Genomic DNA, 15,040 nt, shown 5'->3' with positions numbered 1-15,040 from the left:
GCCCCCTGACGCGGGGCCGTGCTTGGACACATGGAGCGCACGAGGCCGGACGGGGCGTCACTCGCCTCGCCCGGCCTTGCTCTGTCCGGCGGCTAGCGGGCCGGGGGCAGGACGCGCCACTCGCGATCGAGCAGGGCGTAGATGAGGGAGTCGCACCACTCGCCCTTGTAGAAGCCGTTCTCGCGGAAGTGGGCCTCCTGGCGCATGCCCAGCTTCTCCATCACGCGGGAGGAGGCGGGGTTGCGCGGATCGCAATCGGCCCACATGCGGTGCAGGCCGAGCGTCCCGAAACCGAAGTCCACGAGGGCCCGCGCCGCCTCGGGAATGTAGCCCTGGCCCCAGCGCGAGCGGTCGAGCACGTACCAGAGCGTGGCCTCACGCAGCTCGGGGTCGGTGATGCGCATGCCGCAGCGTCCGATGAGCCGGTTGCCGTCGCGCAGCACCACGGCCATGTCATAGACGTGCCGGGGCGTCTCGCGCGCGAGCGCCATCACCCGGAGGATGTAGTCCCGGCTCTCCTCGGGCGTGCGGACGCCATGGGACTGGTAGCGCACCACCTCGGGGTCGGACTCGTAGGGGTGGGTGGCGCGCCAGTCGTCCTCCTCGAACTCGCGCAGCAGCAGGCGGGACGTGGGCAGGGGCGTGGTGAGCAGCATGGCGTTACTCCGGGCCCGGGGTACCGGCGAAGAAGGGATGGGCCTTTCCCTGCTCGTCCACGAAGGTGAAGTCCTGGAAGCGCGCGGCGTCGGGGGCGTCCGGGTGCTGGCGGGCCTCCGAGAGGCGCGCGTGTGACAGGGAGGAGAGGTCGTCCTCCTTCACGCCGACGAGCGCGAAGAAGCCGGGGCGGCTGTCGCCGTCACGCAGCAGCGTGGGCCGGTGTCCCTTGAAGTCGAGGGCGGTGGACACGCGCTGGAGGGCGGCATGGGCCTGGGAGAGTTGCTTCGCGGTGCGCATGCGCAGGGCCACCTCCTCGCGGGTCTGGCAGGAGCCGTCCACGTGGACGCTGACGCGCAGAGAGTCCTGACCGATGGAGAAGACGAAGACGCGGCTTTTGGGGAGCTCGCCGGAGAGGGCACTGGCGGCGGCCTCGGCGGCCTCGCCCTCGGCCCGGGGCCACAGCCGCAGCGCCTTGCCCGGACCGACGGCGAGAAAGGCCGGCAACTGGCGGGAGCCGAGCCAACGCTGCACCTTGGTACGGGCCGCTCCCAACACGATGAATCCCTGCGCGGTGTCACTCATGGGGCGTAAGAGCACGGCGGCGCGGTGGTTCCGTCAAGGAGAAAGCAGGCGGGCGGGCATGTTCGCCTCGTCGGCACACAGGCTTCGTTTGACTCGCCTGAGCCCCTCTGCCATGTGCGCCCTGTGCTCCCGGCAGAACAGCTCTTCGCGCTCCAGCCGCCGCCACCCGTCCCGGCGGTGTCGTTCACGCTGCGCCTCGGGCAGGCGCTGCACCGCTACGGCACTCCCGCTCACCAGCTGGAGGAGCAGATGCGCCTGGTGGCCCAACGGCTGGGCCTGGAGGCCCGCTTCTTCTCCACCCCCACCTCCATCTTCGCGTCCTTCGGCCCCCCCGAGGCCCTGCGCACCTCCCTCATCCGCGTGGAGCCCGGTGAGATGGACCTCGGCCGGCTCGCCCGCCTCGATGCGCTCGCGGACTCCGTCATCCGCGGAGAGCTGTCCCCCGAGGAGGGCGCCGAGCGCGTGGAGTCCATCCTCGCCGAGCCCCCTCGCCACGGCAGTCCCCTCCTCCTGCTGTGCTGGGCCCTGGCCGCCGTCGGTGGCGCCCGGCTCTTCGGCGGTGGCCCGCGCGAGATGGGCGTGGCCGCGCTCATCAGCCTCCTCATCGGCGGGCTGGACCTGTGGACGCGCCGGCAGTCCTCGACCATGTGGGTGCTGGAGCCGGTGGCCGCCATCCTCTCCTCGGCCCTGGCCGTCGTCGCCGCGAGCCTCGTGGGGCCCCTGTCCGTGCAGATCGTCACCCTGGCGGGCCTCATCGTCCTGCTGCCCGGCCTCAGCCTCACGGTGGCCCTCAACGAGCTCGCCACGCGCAACCTCATCTCCGGCACCTCACGGCTCACCGGCGCGGCGCTCGTGTTCCTCGAGCTCGGCTTCGGCGTGGCGCTCGGCACCCGGCTGGCGGAGTGGCTCCCCCTGCCCGCCAGGCTCGGCCCCGTTCCCGAGCTCCCTGGCTGGACGGAGCCGATCGCCCTGGTGTCCATGCTGTTCGGCGTGAGCGTCCTCTTCCGCGCCCGGCCCCAGGACTGGGGATGGATTGGCGTGGCCGGCACGCTCGCCTACGTGGGCTCGCGCCTGGGCTCCGAGGTGCTCGGCACGCAACTGGGCGCCTTCGTCGGAGCGCTCACCGTGGGGCTCGTCACCAACCTGCTCGCCCGCGTGCGCAACCGCCCCGCCGTCATCACCCTGGTGCCCGCCATCATGGTGCTGGTGCCCGGCAGCATCGGCTTCCGCAGCATGGAGTCCCTGCTCGCCCGCGATGTGCTCGCGGGCGTGGACACCGCCTTCTCCATGCTCATGGTGGCCGTGGCCCTGGTGGCCGGACTCCTATTCGCCAACGCCCTCGTCCAGCCGCGCAAGGTGCTCTGACACTCAACCCCGGTGCCGCTCGGCGGCGCGGTACAGCCGCGTCAGCGAGAAGTCCAGCAACGCCTGGCACGAGCGCATGTAGTGGCGGGCGCGGACGAAGGGCAGCCAGACACGGTTGCCCACGAGCACCTGGGCCTCCTCGAGCGTCTGGCGCGGTATCCACCGGCCTCCGAGGTGGCGCACCAACACCTCCCCCAGGTACGCGCCAATGGCGGGCACCGCGTGCGCCTCGATGTTCTCCCGCAGGCGGCTCTTCGGGAAGTCCTCGCGCCAGAAGTAGAAGTCCACGTCCGTGAGGGACTCGGGCGTCTGCTCGAAGACGGAGGGCACTTGCGTGTGCAGCAGGGCCACGAGGTGCTCGGCCAAGCCGCTGTAGTGCTCCAGGGCGCGCGCCGGGTCGTCCACGTCCGGGGGCAAGGCGGAATGGGCGGGGCGCCACTCCTCGGGCTCGGGCGGCTGCCAGGCATTGAGCTCGGCGATGGTGCGCTGGCGCTCGTGGCTCGCGGTGCGGTCCACCACGCGCAGCAGGAGCGGGGCCACGTCCGGGTGGAAGTGGGGCGCCACGGGGGCGAGCGTGGCGCTGCGCTCGCGCAGGGTGCGCAGCACGGTGTCGAAGTCCAGGTCCGGGCGGAGATGGGCATGAGCACGGGCCTGGGCCAGGCGCGCTTCCTCGCTGGCGAAGTCCGCAGCGGTGGGCCGTGTCACCAGCAGGACGCAGCCGTTGGGCAATTCCTCCACCCGCCACGCTGGCGTGGACAGCATCCGCTCGCGGCCCACGCTCTCCACCAGCTTCGGGCCGAAGACGTTGAGCCAGAACACCTCGTACACCTTGTCGAAACCGTCCCGGTACCAGGTCTCCTTGTCGCGGCCGAAGCTGGGGAATCCCGTCAACGCCACGTCATCACTGCTGTGGGCCACGGCATGGGAGACCGGATAGCGGCAGGCCCAGGCGCGCACCATCTCCACGAAGCGGCGGCAGCGTTCCGACTCCACGAAGAAGGAAAGCGGTTTCACCTCGAGTGTGATGCGAAATTCGGGAGGGAGCGGCGGCAAATCGAACCTGGGCCACAGATATGACGCGGGCCACTTCGCGCGCCGGAGCACGATGGATGTACTGTTTTCGTCGCGCTCCTCCTCCAGCCCCTTCCAGATGGCGGCACGGGAGTATTTGCGCCGCCGCTTGCCTTCGGCGACATCCGGCATCCATTCACCGGCGTACTCCTCGAGCGCGTGGAAGAAGGGCTCCAACTCGCTCTCCAGTGCCTCTTTTGAATCGAAGGCCCCCTCGAAGGAGAGCCAGAGGTCGTCCTCGCTCTTCCCGTCGTGAACCTCCAGCACCTTCATTGGAACAACACCTCCACTCCCCGAGCCTTGCTCTCCACTTCTCGCATGGCTGCATCCAAGTTCGCTGAATTGTTGGGCTTGAGTTTGTTCCCCTCATAAACGAGGCGGACCCGCTGGACGGGCACTCTTCCACCTTGATGAAGAAGAGGCTGGAGGGAGTCCCGGCGGATGTCCAGCGTCCCGCCATACTTCTGGAGGGCTTCCCGCGCGTCCTCCATCATCTGCGCCTTCAAGGCATCCGGTTTGAGTTCCGAAAGATCGCGGCTCTTGAGACTGAAGGTTTCGATGCGAGGAGGCACTCCGGCGGTCCCCTCCGTTTCAATGACGAGCACATCCGCATAGCGCAGGCCACTCTCCGGCTTCATCACGCCCACGGATCGCAGGATGCGAGGCTGGACGAAGGCACCGAGGAAGCGGCGTTGGGCCCGAGGCAGTTTCGCGTCGGCTTCCAGCAGAGACACCATGAGGTGCTCGAAGGCCAGCCCCCGGGCGAACCACCCCCGCATCCGCTCGTAAGGCGCCCAGTGCAACGGTGCCTCGGCGGCCTTGCCTTGCTTGATTTCCCGCAGGCGCTCCTCGTAGTAGGCGACGTACTCCCCCCAGCGCGGATTGCCCCCGGCTCCGGGCGGCGGAGCCCGCGGGGAGGGCCGCTGCTTCTCCAGCACCGCCACGTCCCGGGGCAGACGCGGGCCCGGGGCCTCCAGTTCCACCAGCGCCAGCCGCGCTTCCACCACCTCCCGGGCGAGCCCCGCCCCGTCGTCCACCAGCGAGGCCAGGCTTCCGGCGCGCCCAGCAGCCTCGTGGCTGGCACGTGCGGCGTCGTCCGCCACGGGGGCCACCTGCCCGGCGCCCCGGTGTGCTCCGCTCCCCGCCGACGGGGAGCCCGTGGACCCGGGCCGGGCCCTGGACATCATCGCCTGGGCCTGGGCCACATTGCCCCGCGCCTCGTGCAGCGCCAGCGCTGCGTCCACGCCTCCCACGGCCACGAAGTGGCCCACCTCCCGGCGCTCTCGTATCCACCCGGCCAGCTCCCGCAGGCCCTCCACGCCCAGCTGCGTCTCCACCTGCCGCGCCACCTGCTGGAGGCCCCGCAGGCGCTGCTCCATCGCCTGGAGACCGCCGAGCGCGGGCGTGCCGGCACCCTGGGCCTGGGCCAGGGCGCGCAGGCCCTTGCCTCCGGCGTACAGCGTCCCCAACAGCAGCGCGGGTGCCAGCTCGCGCGTGGCCTGCTCGTAGTGGCCCTGGCTGAGGGAGTACGCCCCCTGGCCCGTGCCGGCCACCAGGTAGTAGAAGCCCAGCGGCACCCCGAATGTCAGCGAGTCGAAGGTGCCCAGCGCCACGCTGCCCGCGGAGAAGTGCCGCAGCGCCAGGGCCCGCTCCACCTCGCGGGCGGCCTGCTGGTAGGGCGGTGGCAGGTGCGCCCAGCGCCCCACCAGCTCCGTGTAGCGCCCGCCGTCCACCAGGGGGCTGGTGGAGAGCACGTCCCGGGCGGCGCGGCCCAGGCCCCGCGGCACGTCCCCGCCCCGCTCGGCCCGCTCCGGGTAGCGCGAGAGGGGCAGGCCGCGTGCATCCAGCTCCTGGCGCACCGCGGGCATGAGGGCCAGCGTCTGTCCCAGCAGCTTGTCCCCGGCCAGCAGCCGCAGCACCGCGTCCACTTCGTCGTCATGGGCCGAGTGCAGCACGAAGAGGGCGAACACCTCGGCGTGGAAGGGGCCGTAGCGCTCGGTGGCGCTCACCAGGAAGGCGGCGCGCTTGCGTTGCAGCAGGGGGGCGGCGTCCTCGCGCACCGGGCCCAGGGCGCCCAGCCGCACCGCGCTCCACTCGTCCAGGGCCTCCACCAGCCGGGGCATGTCCACGCGCTGCTGCAGGGCGACGTACTCGGCGGGCGAAGTGCAGCTGAGGAAGGGCGCCAGCAGCGCCTCGCCGCCGGAGGAGTCGTCGGGCCAGTCCCGGGGCACCGCCTGGCCGCCACAGGTGGCGGGCCCATGAGGGACAGTGCCCCCGCTGGCCACACCGTGCAGGGCCGTCTCGCCCGCGCCCAGCAGAGTGGCGTCCGAGCTCAGCCCCCGGGCGCCGCGGCGCCGGTGCAACCGCTGCGGCTCGTCCTCCATGGAAGCGGAGGAGGTGGGCGCCTGGAAGGGGGACGTCTTGAGCAGGGTGCGAGGGCCCGGCGTGACGCAGCCGGGAGTGAGCAGGACGGCCATCAACAGCAGCACACCCCACCGGGGCGCGCCCGCCGCCGGACGCGGAGTGACACGACGGTTGGACACGCGGCACCAGCGCGGCTGGAAGCGATTGGACGCAGTCACTGGGTGAAGCGCTGGCCCGCGAAGCCCGCGAGCCGGGTGTCACCGGCCCCCATCAGGCAACTCGCGCGCCTCAAGCCCCGCCGTCCGGAAGCGCTCCCGTGGCCCGCGCCACCTCCACCGCGCGCAGAATCGCCTCCGGCGTCGCGGGCGAGGCCAGCTCCACCGGCGTGCGCGGCGGCCCGAAGGCGGCCACCGCGTGCCGCAGCGCCGTCACCGCTCCAATGGCCAGCATGAACGGGGGCTCTCCCACCGCCTTGCTGCCGTGGATGGTGTCGTCCTGCGGCGCGCGCTCCAGCAGGGCCACGCGGAAGTCCTCGGGCGCGTCGCCCACCGCCGGAATCTTGTACGTGTCCGGCGAATGCGTGACGAGCCGCCCCTTCGCGTCGAACAGCACCTCCTCGCACGTGAGCCAGCCCACGCCCTGGATGAAGGCGCCCTCCACCTGGCCCCGGTCGATGCTCGGCACCAGCGAGTTGCCCACGTCGTGGAGGATGTCCACCCGGCGCACGCGGTGCTCGCCCGTGAGGCCACTCACCTCCACCTCCACCACCGCGGCCCCGAAGGCGTAGTAGTGGAAGGGCTTGCCGCGCCCGGCCACCCGGTCATACGAGATGTCCGGCGTGCGGTAGTAGCCCGTGGCCGACAGCGACACCTGGGCCAGGTAGGCGGCGTGCACCACCTCGGCGAAGGACACCGAGCGCTCGGGGCGCGCGGGCAGGAAGACCCGGCCCCCCACGAAGGCGAGTGCGTCCACCTCGCCCCCCCGCTCGGCCTGCAGCAGCCGCGCGGCCACCGGGCGCAGCCGCTCCCGGAGCACCTCGCACGCCTGCTTCACCGCCATGCCGTTGAGGTCCGAGCCGCTCGAGGCCGCCGTGGCCGACGTATTGGGCACCTTGTCCGTCGCGGTGTTCATCACCCGGACGCGCTCGGGAGCAACGCCCAGCTCGTGCGCGCACACGGCCCTCATCTTGGTGTGCAGCCCCTGCCCCATCTCGGTGCCACCGTGATTGAGCTGCACGCTGCCATCCGTGTAGATGACCACCAGGGCCCCGGCCTGGTTGAGGAAGCTCGTGGTGAAGGAGATGCCGAACTTCACCGGTTGGAAGCCGAGGCCCCGCTTCGTCCACCGCGAGCTCGCGTTGAAGGCCTCGATCTCCGCGCGGCGCCGGGCGTAGTCGCTGGAGGCCATCAGCTCCGCGTGGATGCGCGGCAGGCGGTTGCCCTCCACGGTCTGGCCGTAGTGGGTGAGGTTCGCGGGAGCCGCCCGGTAGTAGTTGCGCTCGCGCACCACGGCCGGGTCCAACCCGAGCAGCTCGGCGGCGCGGTTGAGCACCTCCTCCATCACGAACATGCCCTGGGGCCCACCGAAGCCGCGGAAGGCCGTGTTGGAGGGCAGGTTCGTGCGGGCCACCCGGCCGGTGAAGCGCAGGGCCGGGACGAAGTACGCGTTGTCCAGGTGGAAGAGCGCCCGGTCCAGGATGGCGTGCGACAGGTCCGTGCTCCACCCGCCGTCGGACACCAGCTCGACGTTGAGCGCGAGCAGCCGCCCCTCTTTGTCGAGCCCCGCCTCGTAGCGGCCCCAGAAGGGGTGGCGCTTGCCGGTGAAGGCCATGTCCTGGTCGCGGTTGAGCCACACCTTCACCGGCCGCCCGGTGACGCGTGCACCCAGGGCCGCCAGGGCCGCGAAGGGCGCGGCCTGCGTCTCCTTGCCGCCGAAGCCGCCTCCCATGCGCGGCACCACCACCACCACCTGGTGCCGCCCCGTCCCCAGCACGCCGGCGACGATGGCCTGCACCTCCGAGGGGTGCTGGGTGGAGCTCCACAGGTGCACCGTGCCGTCCTCGCCGGGCACCGCCAGCGAGGCCTGCGTCTCCAGGTAGAAGTGGTCCTGCGCGCCCGTCATGCACTCGCCGGACAGGCGCACCGGCGCGGCGGCGAGCGCGGCGTCCAGCTCTCCCCGGCCGATGACGTGCGGGGTGGTGAGGAAGGAGCCGGCCTCCACCGCCGCCTTGATGGACAGCAGCGCGGGCAGCGGCTCGTACTCCACCTCCACCAGCGCGGCGGCGCGGCGAGCCACGGTGGCGTTCTCCGCCAGCACCAGCGCCACCGTCTGTCCCTGGAAGTGCACCTCGCCCTCGGACATCAGGGGCTCGTCGTGGATGACGGGGCCCACCTGGTTCTCCCCGGGGATGTCCTCGGCGAAGAGCACGGCGTGGACGCCGGGAAGCGCCCGGGCGCGCGAGGCATCCCGGCGCAGGATGCGCGCGTGCGCGTGCGGCGAGGTGACGAGGTGCCCGGTCAGCATCCCCGGCGGGGCGGGCAGGTCGTCCACGTAGCGGGCCTCGCCGCTGGTGTGCTTCAGGCCGCTCTCGTGCGGGGCCGGGGCGTGCAGGGGCGAGGAGGACGGCCCGGGCTGCGGGGCGTGGAGGGTATCGGGAGAAGAAGGAAGCGTGCTCATCCGGGTCACCTCACCTGCACCGTGGCCGAGTGGCCCTCCGCCAGCCGGGGCACCGGCGTGGAGAGCGTCTCGTGGAAGAAGCCGCGCAGCAGGTTCTTCGCCACCTGCGCGCGGTACCAGGCCGAACCGCGATGGTCGGACAGCGGCTTGAAGTCCTCCTCCAGCCGGGCCAGGGCCGCCTCCACCGTGGCCTCCGTCCAGGGCTGGCCCACCAGCGCGGCCTCCGTCTTCCGGGCCCGCGCGGGCGTGGCCGCCATGCCGCCGTAGGCCAGCCGCGCCTCCGTCACCTTCCCCTCCCCGTCCACCACCACCCGGAAGCCCGCGGATACGGCACTGATATCCAGCTCGCGCCGCTTGGACACCTTGTACGCCAGCGCCCGCGCGCCCTCCGGCTGGGCCGGCACGTCCACGCACGCCAGCACCTCGCCTCGGCCGAGCGCCGTGCGCCGGTAGCCCTGGAAGAAGTCCTCCAGCGGCATCCTCCGCTCACCCGCCCGCGAGCGCAGCACCGCCTCGGCCCCCAGCGCGAGCAGCACCGGCGCCAGGTCTCCAATGGGCGAGGCCGTGCACAGGTTGCCGCCCACCGTCGCGCGGTTCTTGATCTGCCGCGAGCCGAAGTAGCGCAGCATCCGCTCCAGCGGCGGGCACGCGACGCGCGCGTAGTCCTCCAGGTCCGTCAGCCACACGGTGGCGCCCAGGCGGTGTCCGCCGCCGCGAGGCTCCAGCACGTGCAGCTCGGACAGGGCCTCCAGCGACACCAGCAGCGGAGGCTCCGCGTATTTCTTCGTCACCTCCAGCGACAGGTCCGTCCCGCCCATGACGAAGCGCGCCTCCGGGTGCTTGTCCAGCACGTCCCAGAGGGCCTCCAGCGAGCCGGGGGTGAAGAAGCGCTGGGCCCCGGCCTCGTAGGCGAGCGCCATGGGCTCGGGCCGCGTCTCCGCGAGCGCGCGGGCGAAGCGGTCCTGCGGGCGCAGGCCGGCCACCTGGTGGGCGGCCTCGCGGATGGGCCGGTAGCCGGTGCAGCGGCAGAGGTTGCCGCACATCTGCGCGTCCAGCTTCCAGGGCTCGTCCATGTCCCGGCGGTGGCAGGCCTCCAGCATGGCCATGGCGATGCCCGGGGTGCAGTAGCCGCACTGGGAGCCCAGCTCGCGCGCCAGCGTCTCCTGCACGACGTGGTACTTGCCGCCCTCCTTGAGGGCCTCCACCGTGTAGACGCGCTTGCCCTGCACCATGGGCAGCAGCACCAGGCACGAGTTCACCGCGCGCAGGGCGGGTGCCCCCTGGCTGTCGTGCTCCAGCACGGCCACGGTGCAGGCCCCGCAGTCGCCCTCGGCGCAACCCTCCTTGGTGCCGGAGAGCCCGGCCCGGTCGCGCAGGTAGCGCAGCAGCGTGGTGGTGGGAGAGAGCCCCGTCTCCTCGACGGGCTTGTCATTCAGGAAGAAGCGCAGGCGTTCCATGGGCCTCCTCCGGTCCCCTCCATCGCGGAAGGGCCGGGGGGCCAGCCTACTACGGCTCGCGCCCGGGGGAACCCGGTCCGGTATGGCCGGGCGCCGGAGGGGTTACCCGCGCATCACCAGCAGGGCCACCAGGCTGACGAGGAAGTACGGCACCAGGCCCCCGGCGCCCGCGTAGTCCTTGGCCATGCGCTGGCCGAAGAAGAGGGCCACGAAGGCCAGGGCGGAGAGGGCCGCGCCCCACAGGGCCACCCGGGTGCCCCCGGAGAGCACCAGGGCCACCAGCCCGGCCGCGCTCACCGCGCCCGCGGCCAGCTCCAGCAGCGTGAGGGTGGCCAGCATGGGCGCCACCACCCCGCGCAGGGGGGTCTTGGAGAAGTGTCCGGTAAGCCACCCCAGGTTGCCCTTCCAGTCCACCACCTTGTCCAGGCCGGACTGGAGGAAGGTGATGGCGAGGAAGAGGGCGCACAGCGCCTGGACGAGCCAGAGGGGGAAGAGGTTCGAGTCGATGGACGGCATATGGGGCGGGCACTCTACCCGGCCTGCCTGCTTCCCCAAGAGCCGAGCGGCCTCCCGCAGCGGACAGCCAGGCGTCCCCACCCCTACCGGCCACCGGAGAGCACCCCCATCGTCGGGCCATGGCCACTGAACAAGGCGCCCGGAGGGTCCTCATCGGGCTCATCCTGCTGTCCATCGCCCTGGTGTTTTGGGTCTTCTCCCCCTTCTTCGAGGCCTTCTTCCTGGCCGCGGTGCTCGCCGGGGCCTTGTACGGCCTGCACCGGTGGTTGACGCGGCACGTCCGGGGGAAGAGCGGGCTCTCGGCCGGCCTCATCACCGTGGGCGTCATCGTGGCCCTGCTGGCCCCCCTCGCCAGCCTCACGGCCTTCCTGGTCTCGGAGATCATCGAGGGGGTGAACTTCATCACCGGCATCGTGGAGAAGCGGGGGCTGGAGGGACTGATGGCCTACGTCCCCGGCCCCTTCAAGGAGCACGCCGGGCGGCTGTTGGACAGCTTCCAGTCCCGGAGCGCCGGGCTGTGGCAGACCCTGCAGGAGCAGCTGACCACCCGGGGCGCCACCGCGGCCCAGACGGTGGGTGGGGTGGTGGCGACCACCGGCACGGTCGTCTTCCAGACCGTGATGATGCTCATCGCGTTCTTCTTCCTGCTGGTGCAGGGCAAGCAGCTCGTCATGTGGCTGGAGAGCGTGTCCCCGCTCAAGCGCGGGCAGACGACGGAGCTGCTGATGGAGTTCCGGAAGGTCACCAAGTCAGTGCTGATCTCCACCATCGCCACCGCGGGCGTGCAGGCGGCGGCGGCCCTGGTGGGCTACCTCATCACCGGCGTGCCCGTCCCCATCTTCTTCGCGGCGGTGACGTTCTTCTTCGCCCTCGTCCCCGCTGTCGGCGCCGCCGTGGTGTGCATAGCCGCCGCGCTGCTGCTGCTCGCCACCGGCCATCCCGTGAATGCCATCATCCTGGCCGCCTGGGGCATCATCGTGGTGGGGCTCTCCGACAACGTCGTCAAGCCGCTGCTGGCCAAGCGCGGCATGCACATGCACGGCGCCATCGTCTTCTTCTCGCTGCTCGGCGGCCTGGCCGTCTTCGGCGCCATCGGCCTGCTGCTGGGGCCCCTCATCGTGGCCTTCTTCCTCTCCGTGCTGCGCATCTACGAGCGCGACTACGGCCGGCCCTCCGGCCGCCTCGGGGACCCGGCCACGCCCCCGCGCAACCAGCCCACGGTGGCCGAGGGCGAGGAGTTCGAGCCCGCCGGGCTCCACTCGGATGACCACCTGCTGGACAGCCACCACCACTGACGGGACTCCCGGGGGCCGCCGCGCACCCGGGAGCCGTCGTGACACCGCGGAGGGCTACGGCTGGACGCCGGCCCCCGTCACGAGCAGCGAGTAGCTGCTCGTCGCTCCCGCGTAGCCCACCACCTTCACGTAGTACGTGCCCGCGGTGAGCGCCTCGTAGGTGCCCACCTCCGGGTTGCTCGTGGTGTAGCCGCGCGCCTCGAAGAAGTTCAGGTCGGTCCCGGTGTACAGGTACCAGTCCAGGTCCGCGCTGCCCGGCATGGTCAGCTTCACCGTGACGGTGCCCGGCGTGCTCACCGTGAACTTGAACCAGTCCACGTCCGTGCTGGTGGCGAGGCTGCCGCTCACGCTGGTGCCGGCTCCCACCCGGCCGTTGGCGGCCGCCGCGGTGTCGTTGGACTCGGTCTCCCCGGTGATGGCGGGCGTGGGCCCCGGGGGGGTCGGAACGGTGATGGTGAAGGCCGCGTTGCTGGCGTCGGTGATGGTGGTGGTGGCCGCGTCGCTCACCCGCACCTTCGCCGCCGTGGTCGCCGTGCCCGGCACCAGCCACGAGTAGCTGCCCGCCGAGGCCGGCGTGCTGGCCGAGATGAGGTTCCACGTGCTCCCGTCCGTCGTGTACTCGAGCTTCACGTTGCTAACGCCGCTCGACGTCCAGGTGATGGGCTGGCTGGTGCCGCCCACCCAGCTCTCGCCACCGTTGGGAGAGCCCACCGTCACGCTCCCCACGGTCGGCGTCGTCCCATCATCCCCCGGCAGGAGGAAGTCCTTGATGATGGCCATGTGCTGCATGTTGGTGGAGCCGCTGTCGCCCGACAGCGCCGGGGAGATCTCCGAGATCGGCGAGTACACGCGCGTGTCCACCACCAGGCCCGCGCTGAAGGAGCTCGCGCCGATGACGGTGGCCGTCTGGTAGGCGCGCAGATCCGAGTCCACCAGCACGTGGTCGTACGGCTTGGAGCGGCCCGCGTTGGTGTTGACGTTGTTGTTCTTGTCCGCCGGGTACGGGCCGCTGGTGGTCACCACCTGGGAGAAGGTGCCGAAGGCGGCCTCGGAGCGGCTGTCGGTGTTGAAGTCACCGCCAATGGCCAGGTAGTCCCCGGCGGGCACTTTGGCCTTGATGTAGTTGACCAGGTTGGTCGCCTCGGTGTTGCGCACGCCGCTGCCCGAGGTGAGCAGGTGCACGCTCACCACCCAGAGATCCTTCGGGCCGGGGATGTCGATGCGCGCCCACGCGAAGTCCCGGTTGGACACCTGCGTGTCCGTCCACTCGCCCGCCTCGAGGATGGGCCAGCGGCTGATGACGCCGTTGGGGATCTGCGCCCCCGTCTCCCGGTAGTAGGAGAAGCCCGTGCCGAAGGCGGTGTCGACGAAGCCCCGGATGGCGGCGGCCGAGTTGCCGCCGTAGTTGAACTCCTGGATCATCACCACGTCCGGCTTGGTGCCCTGGAAGATGCGGGTGCCATGGCCCGGGTCGTAGCTCTGGGCGTTGCCGCTGGTGATGTTGGCGGCCATCAGGCGCAGCCGGAACTCCCCGAGCGCGGCCCCGTTAGCGGCCAGCTCCTCGTTCGCGGACTCCTCCCGAGGGTCCACGGCGGTACCCTCACCGCACGCGGCGAGGACCAGGGTGAGCAGTGGAACCAGAAGCCAGGGGCGCAAGCCCGAGCACTTCGAGGAGGAGCGGGACTGTCGCATCGGAAACACTTCCTGCCCGCGGCGTGCGGGCGCTGGGGGGAACGGCGGCCCCATCATCGCAGTCTCACGGTGAAATTCCAGCAGGGGAAGCTGCTACGGCGGACAGCGCGACAAAGAGGTAGCGCAGCCCCTTGCCCACTGTGACGAAGCCGACGAAGGGCCCCCAGGGCACCCCCACGAGGCCGGCGGCGAGCACGAGCACGTCCCCCACCACGGGCACCCAGGCCAGGGCGAGGGCCGGAGCGCCCCAGGTGGCCAGCCGCGCCTCGGCCCGGGCCATGCGGGGGCCCTCGCGCTCTCGGCGGCGCCGCACCCACCGCCCCACCGGGCCTCCGCCCCCACGCGCCACCCAGCGCCCCAGGACATAGATGGTGAGGGCCCCCAGCACATTGCCCGCGGTGGCCACGGCCACGGCCGGCGCCGGGGGCACACCGCCATAGACGAGCGCGGCCAGCACCGCCTCGGAGGGCGCCGCCAGCACCGAGCCGGCCACCAGCGCCACGAGGAAGAGCCCCGGCAGTCCCCAATCGGCCAACGTGGACGCGTCCGGCATCGTGGCGCCCACTTTAGGACTTTCCCGGCCGCGTCCGTGCAGCCACGGACTCCCCGTACTCCCGGGAGGGCTGGACGCCTGCCTGCCCGTTCCTACCTTCCAGCCGACTCCCACCCCGTACCGAGGTCCCCATGCATCCCTTTCGCGCCCTCGCGGCCACGGGCGTCCTGCTCGCCAGCGGGCTCGGGCTGGCCCAGTCCGCCCGCTACACCCTGCGGCTGCCGGAGCTGCACCTGCTGCCCGCCGTCTCCACGCCCACCACCAACCAGAGCGCCACCGGGGAGTGGAAGGACCTGCTCCAGACGACGCTGACGACGCCCCAGCACAAGGACTTCGTCATGGAGGTGTCGCTCGAGGCCGGCCTGCACACGGAGGCCCCGGCGCGAGGCAGGCCTGGCCCGGCGGAGGGACCCTCGGCCCAGGGCACCCTGGAGCTGCGCGTCCTGGTGGACGGCACCCCCGTGAGCCCCGGCCCCCTCACCCTCACCGAGCGCCCTCAGCACCTCATGGCCCGCCTCGGTGACCTGCTCGGCAGCTGCTCCGACGCCGACGCCAATGGCACCCTGCTCGCCACCGAGTGCATCTTCACCGGCGAGGAGCAGCGACGCGTGCTCCGCTCCCTCGAGCCCCTTCGCGTCTCCTTCTCCCTGGACGACGTGGGCGCCGGCACCCATGAGGTGCGCATCCAGGCGCGCGTCAGCGTCTCCAGCCAGGGCGCCAGCGGCTCGGCCTCGGCGGGCGCGTGGATCGGCCGCGGCGCCATCACCCTTGAGGAAGTCCGGCTGGTGAAGAGCTTCGACATCTCCGGGTGA

At 71.7% G+C, this 15,040-nt stretch carries 12 protein-coding genes; 3 read left to right on the top strand and 9 right to left on the bottom strand.

All coding sequences use genetic code 11. From position 1 onward, the window contains the following. Nucleotides 1–92: 92 nt before the first annotated feature. Together NR798_RS12465 and NR798_RS12460 are read right to left on the bottom strand one after the other, a co-directional pair. On the bottom strand, nt 93–656 hold the full coding sequence (locus NR798_RS12465; RefSeq protein WP_375771682.1) for a GNAT family N-acetyltransferase: 564 nt from the start codon (nt 654–656) through the stop codon (nt 93–95). A gap of 4 nt (nt 657–660) precedes the next feature. Next, a complete protein-coding gene (locus NR798_RS12460; RefSeq protein WP_375771681.1) occupies nt 661–1,239 on the bottom strand; it encodes a hypothetical protein in 579 nt (192 codons plus the stop codon). Between the two features lie 123 nt (nt 1,240–1,362). Here NR798_RS12460 and NR798_RS12455 point away from each other — a divergent pair, with 123 nt between their 5' ends. Then, nucleotides 1,363–2,604, top strand: coding sequence for a threonine/serine exporter ThrE family protein (locus NR798_RS12455; protein WP_375771680.1), 1,242 nt, complete (start codon nt 1,363–1,365; stop codon nt 2,602–2,604). 3 nt (nt 2,605–2,607) lie between these two features. Here the strand turns inward: NR798_RS12455 and NR798_RS12450 are convergent, their stop codons facing one another. The 5 genes from NR798_RS12450 to NR798_RS12430 form a co-directional block, all read right to left on the bottom strand. Next, nucleotides 2,608–3,948, bottom strand: a complete 1,341-nt coding sequence (locus NR798_RS12450; protein ID WP_375771679.1) for a hypothetical protein — start codon at nt 3,946–3,948, stop codon at nt 2,608–2,610. Continuing rightward, on the bottom strand, nt 3,945–6,218 hold the full coding sequence (locus NR798_RS12445) for a hypothetical protein (RefSeq protein WP_375771678.1): 2,274 nt from the start codon (nt 6,216–6,218) through the stop codon (nt 3,945–3,947). Before NR798_RS12445 ends, NR798_RS12450 begins: the two co-directional genes overlap by 4 nt. A gap of 109 nt (nt 6,219–6,327) precedes the next feature. Beyond that, the gene (gene xdhB / locus NR798_RS12440) at nt 6,328–8,715 is read right to left on the bottom strand and encodes a xanthine dehydrogenase molybdopterin binding subunit (RefSeq protein ID WP_375771677.1); all 2,388 of its coding nucleotides are present in this window, start codon (nt 8,713–8,715) and stop codon (nt 6,328–6,330) included. 5 nt (nt 8,716–8,720) lie between these two features. Then, the gene (gene xdhA / locus NR798_RS12435; RefSeq protein WP_375771676.1) at nt 8,721–10,172 is read right to left on the bottom strand and encodes a xanthine dehydrogenase small subunit; all 1,452 of its coding nucleotides are present in this window, start codon (nt 10,170–10,172) and stop codon (nt 8,721–8,723) included. A gap of 102 nt (nt 10,173–10,274) precedes the next feature. Beyond that, a complete protein-coding gene (locus NR798_RS12430; protein ID WP_375771675.1) occupies nt 10,275–10,688 on the bottom strand; it encodes a DoxX family protein in 414 nt (137 codons plus the stop codon). A 119-nt stretch (nt 10,689–10,807) separates the two neighbouring features. Here NR798_RS12430 and NR798_RS12425 point away from each other — a divergent pair, with 119 nt between their 5' ends. Beyond that, nucleotides 10,808–11,983, top strand: a complete 1,176-nt coding sequence (locus NR798_RS12425; RefSeq protein ID WP_375771674.1) for an AI-2E family transporter — start codon at nt 10,808–10,810, stop codon at nt 11,981–11,983. Between the two features lie 54 nt (nt 11,984–12,037). Here the strand turns inward: NR798_RS12425 and NR798_RS12420 are convergent, their stop codons facing one another. Continuing rightward, the gene (locus NR798_RS12420; protein ID WP_375771673.1) at nt 12,038–13,675 is read right to left on the bottom strand and encodes a pre-peptidase C-terminal domain-containing protein; all 1,638 of its coding nucleotides are present in this window, start codon (nt 13,673–13,675) and stop codon (nt 12,038–12,040) included. 64 nt (nt 13,676–13,739) lie between these two features. Further along, nucleotides 13,740–14,228: a YqaA family protein gene (locus NR798_RS12415; protein WP_375771672.1), complete on the bottom strand. Its 489-nt coding sequence runs from the start codon at nt 14,226–14,228 to the stop codon at nt 13,740–13,742. Nucleotides 14,229–14,359: 131 nt separating this feature from the next. On the opposite strand from NR798_RS12415, the gene NR798_RS12410 reads away from it, so the two are divergent. Next, a complete protein-coding gene (locus NR798_RS12410; protein ID WP_375771671.1) occupies nt 14,360–15,040 on the top strand; it encodes a hypothetical protein in 681 nt (226 codons plus the stop codon).

This window comes from Archangium gephyra (assembly GCF_042230915.1).
Taxonomy (GTDB): Bacteria; Myxococcota; Myxococcia; order Myxococcales; family Myxococcaceae; genus Archangium; species Archangium gephyra_B.
The sequence above is the reverse complement of the archived record's forward strand: the minus strand, read 5'-3'. Positions and strand labels throughout refer to the sequence as shown.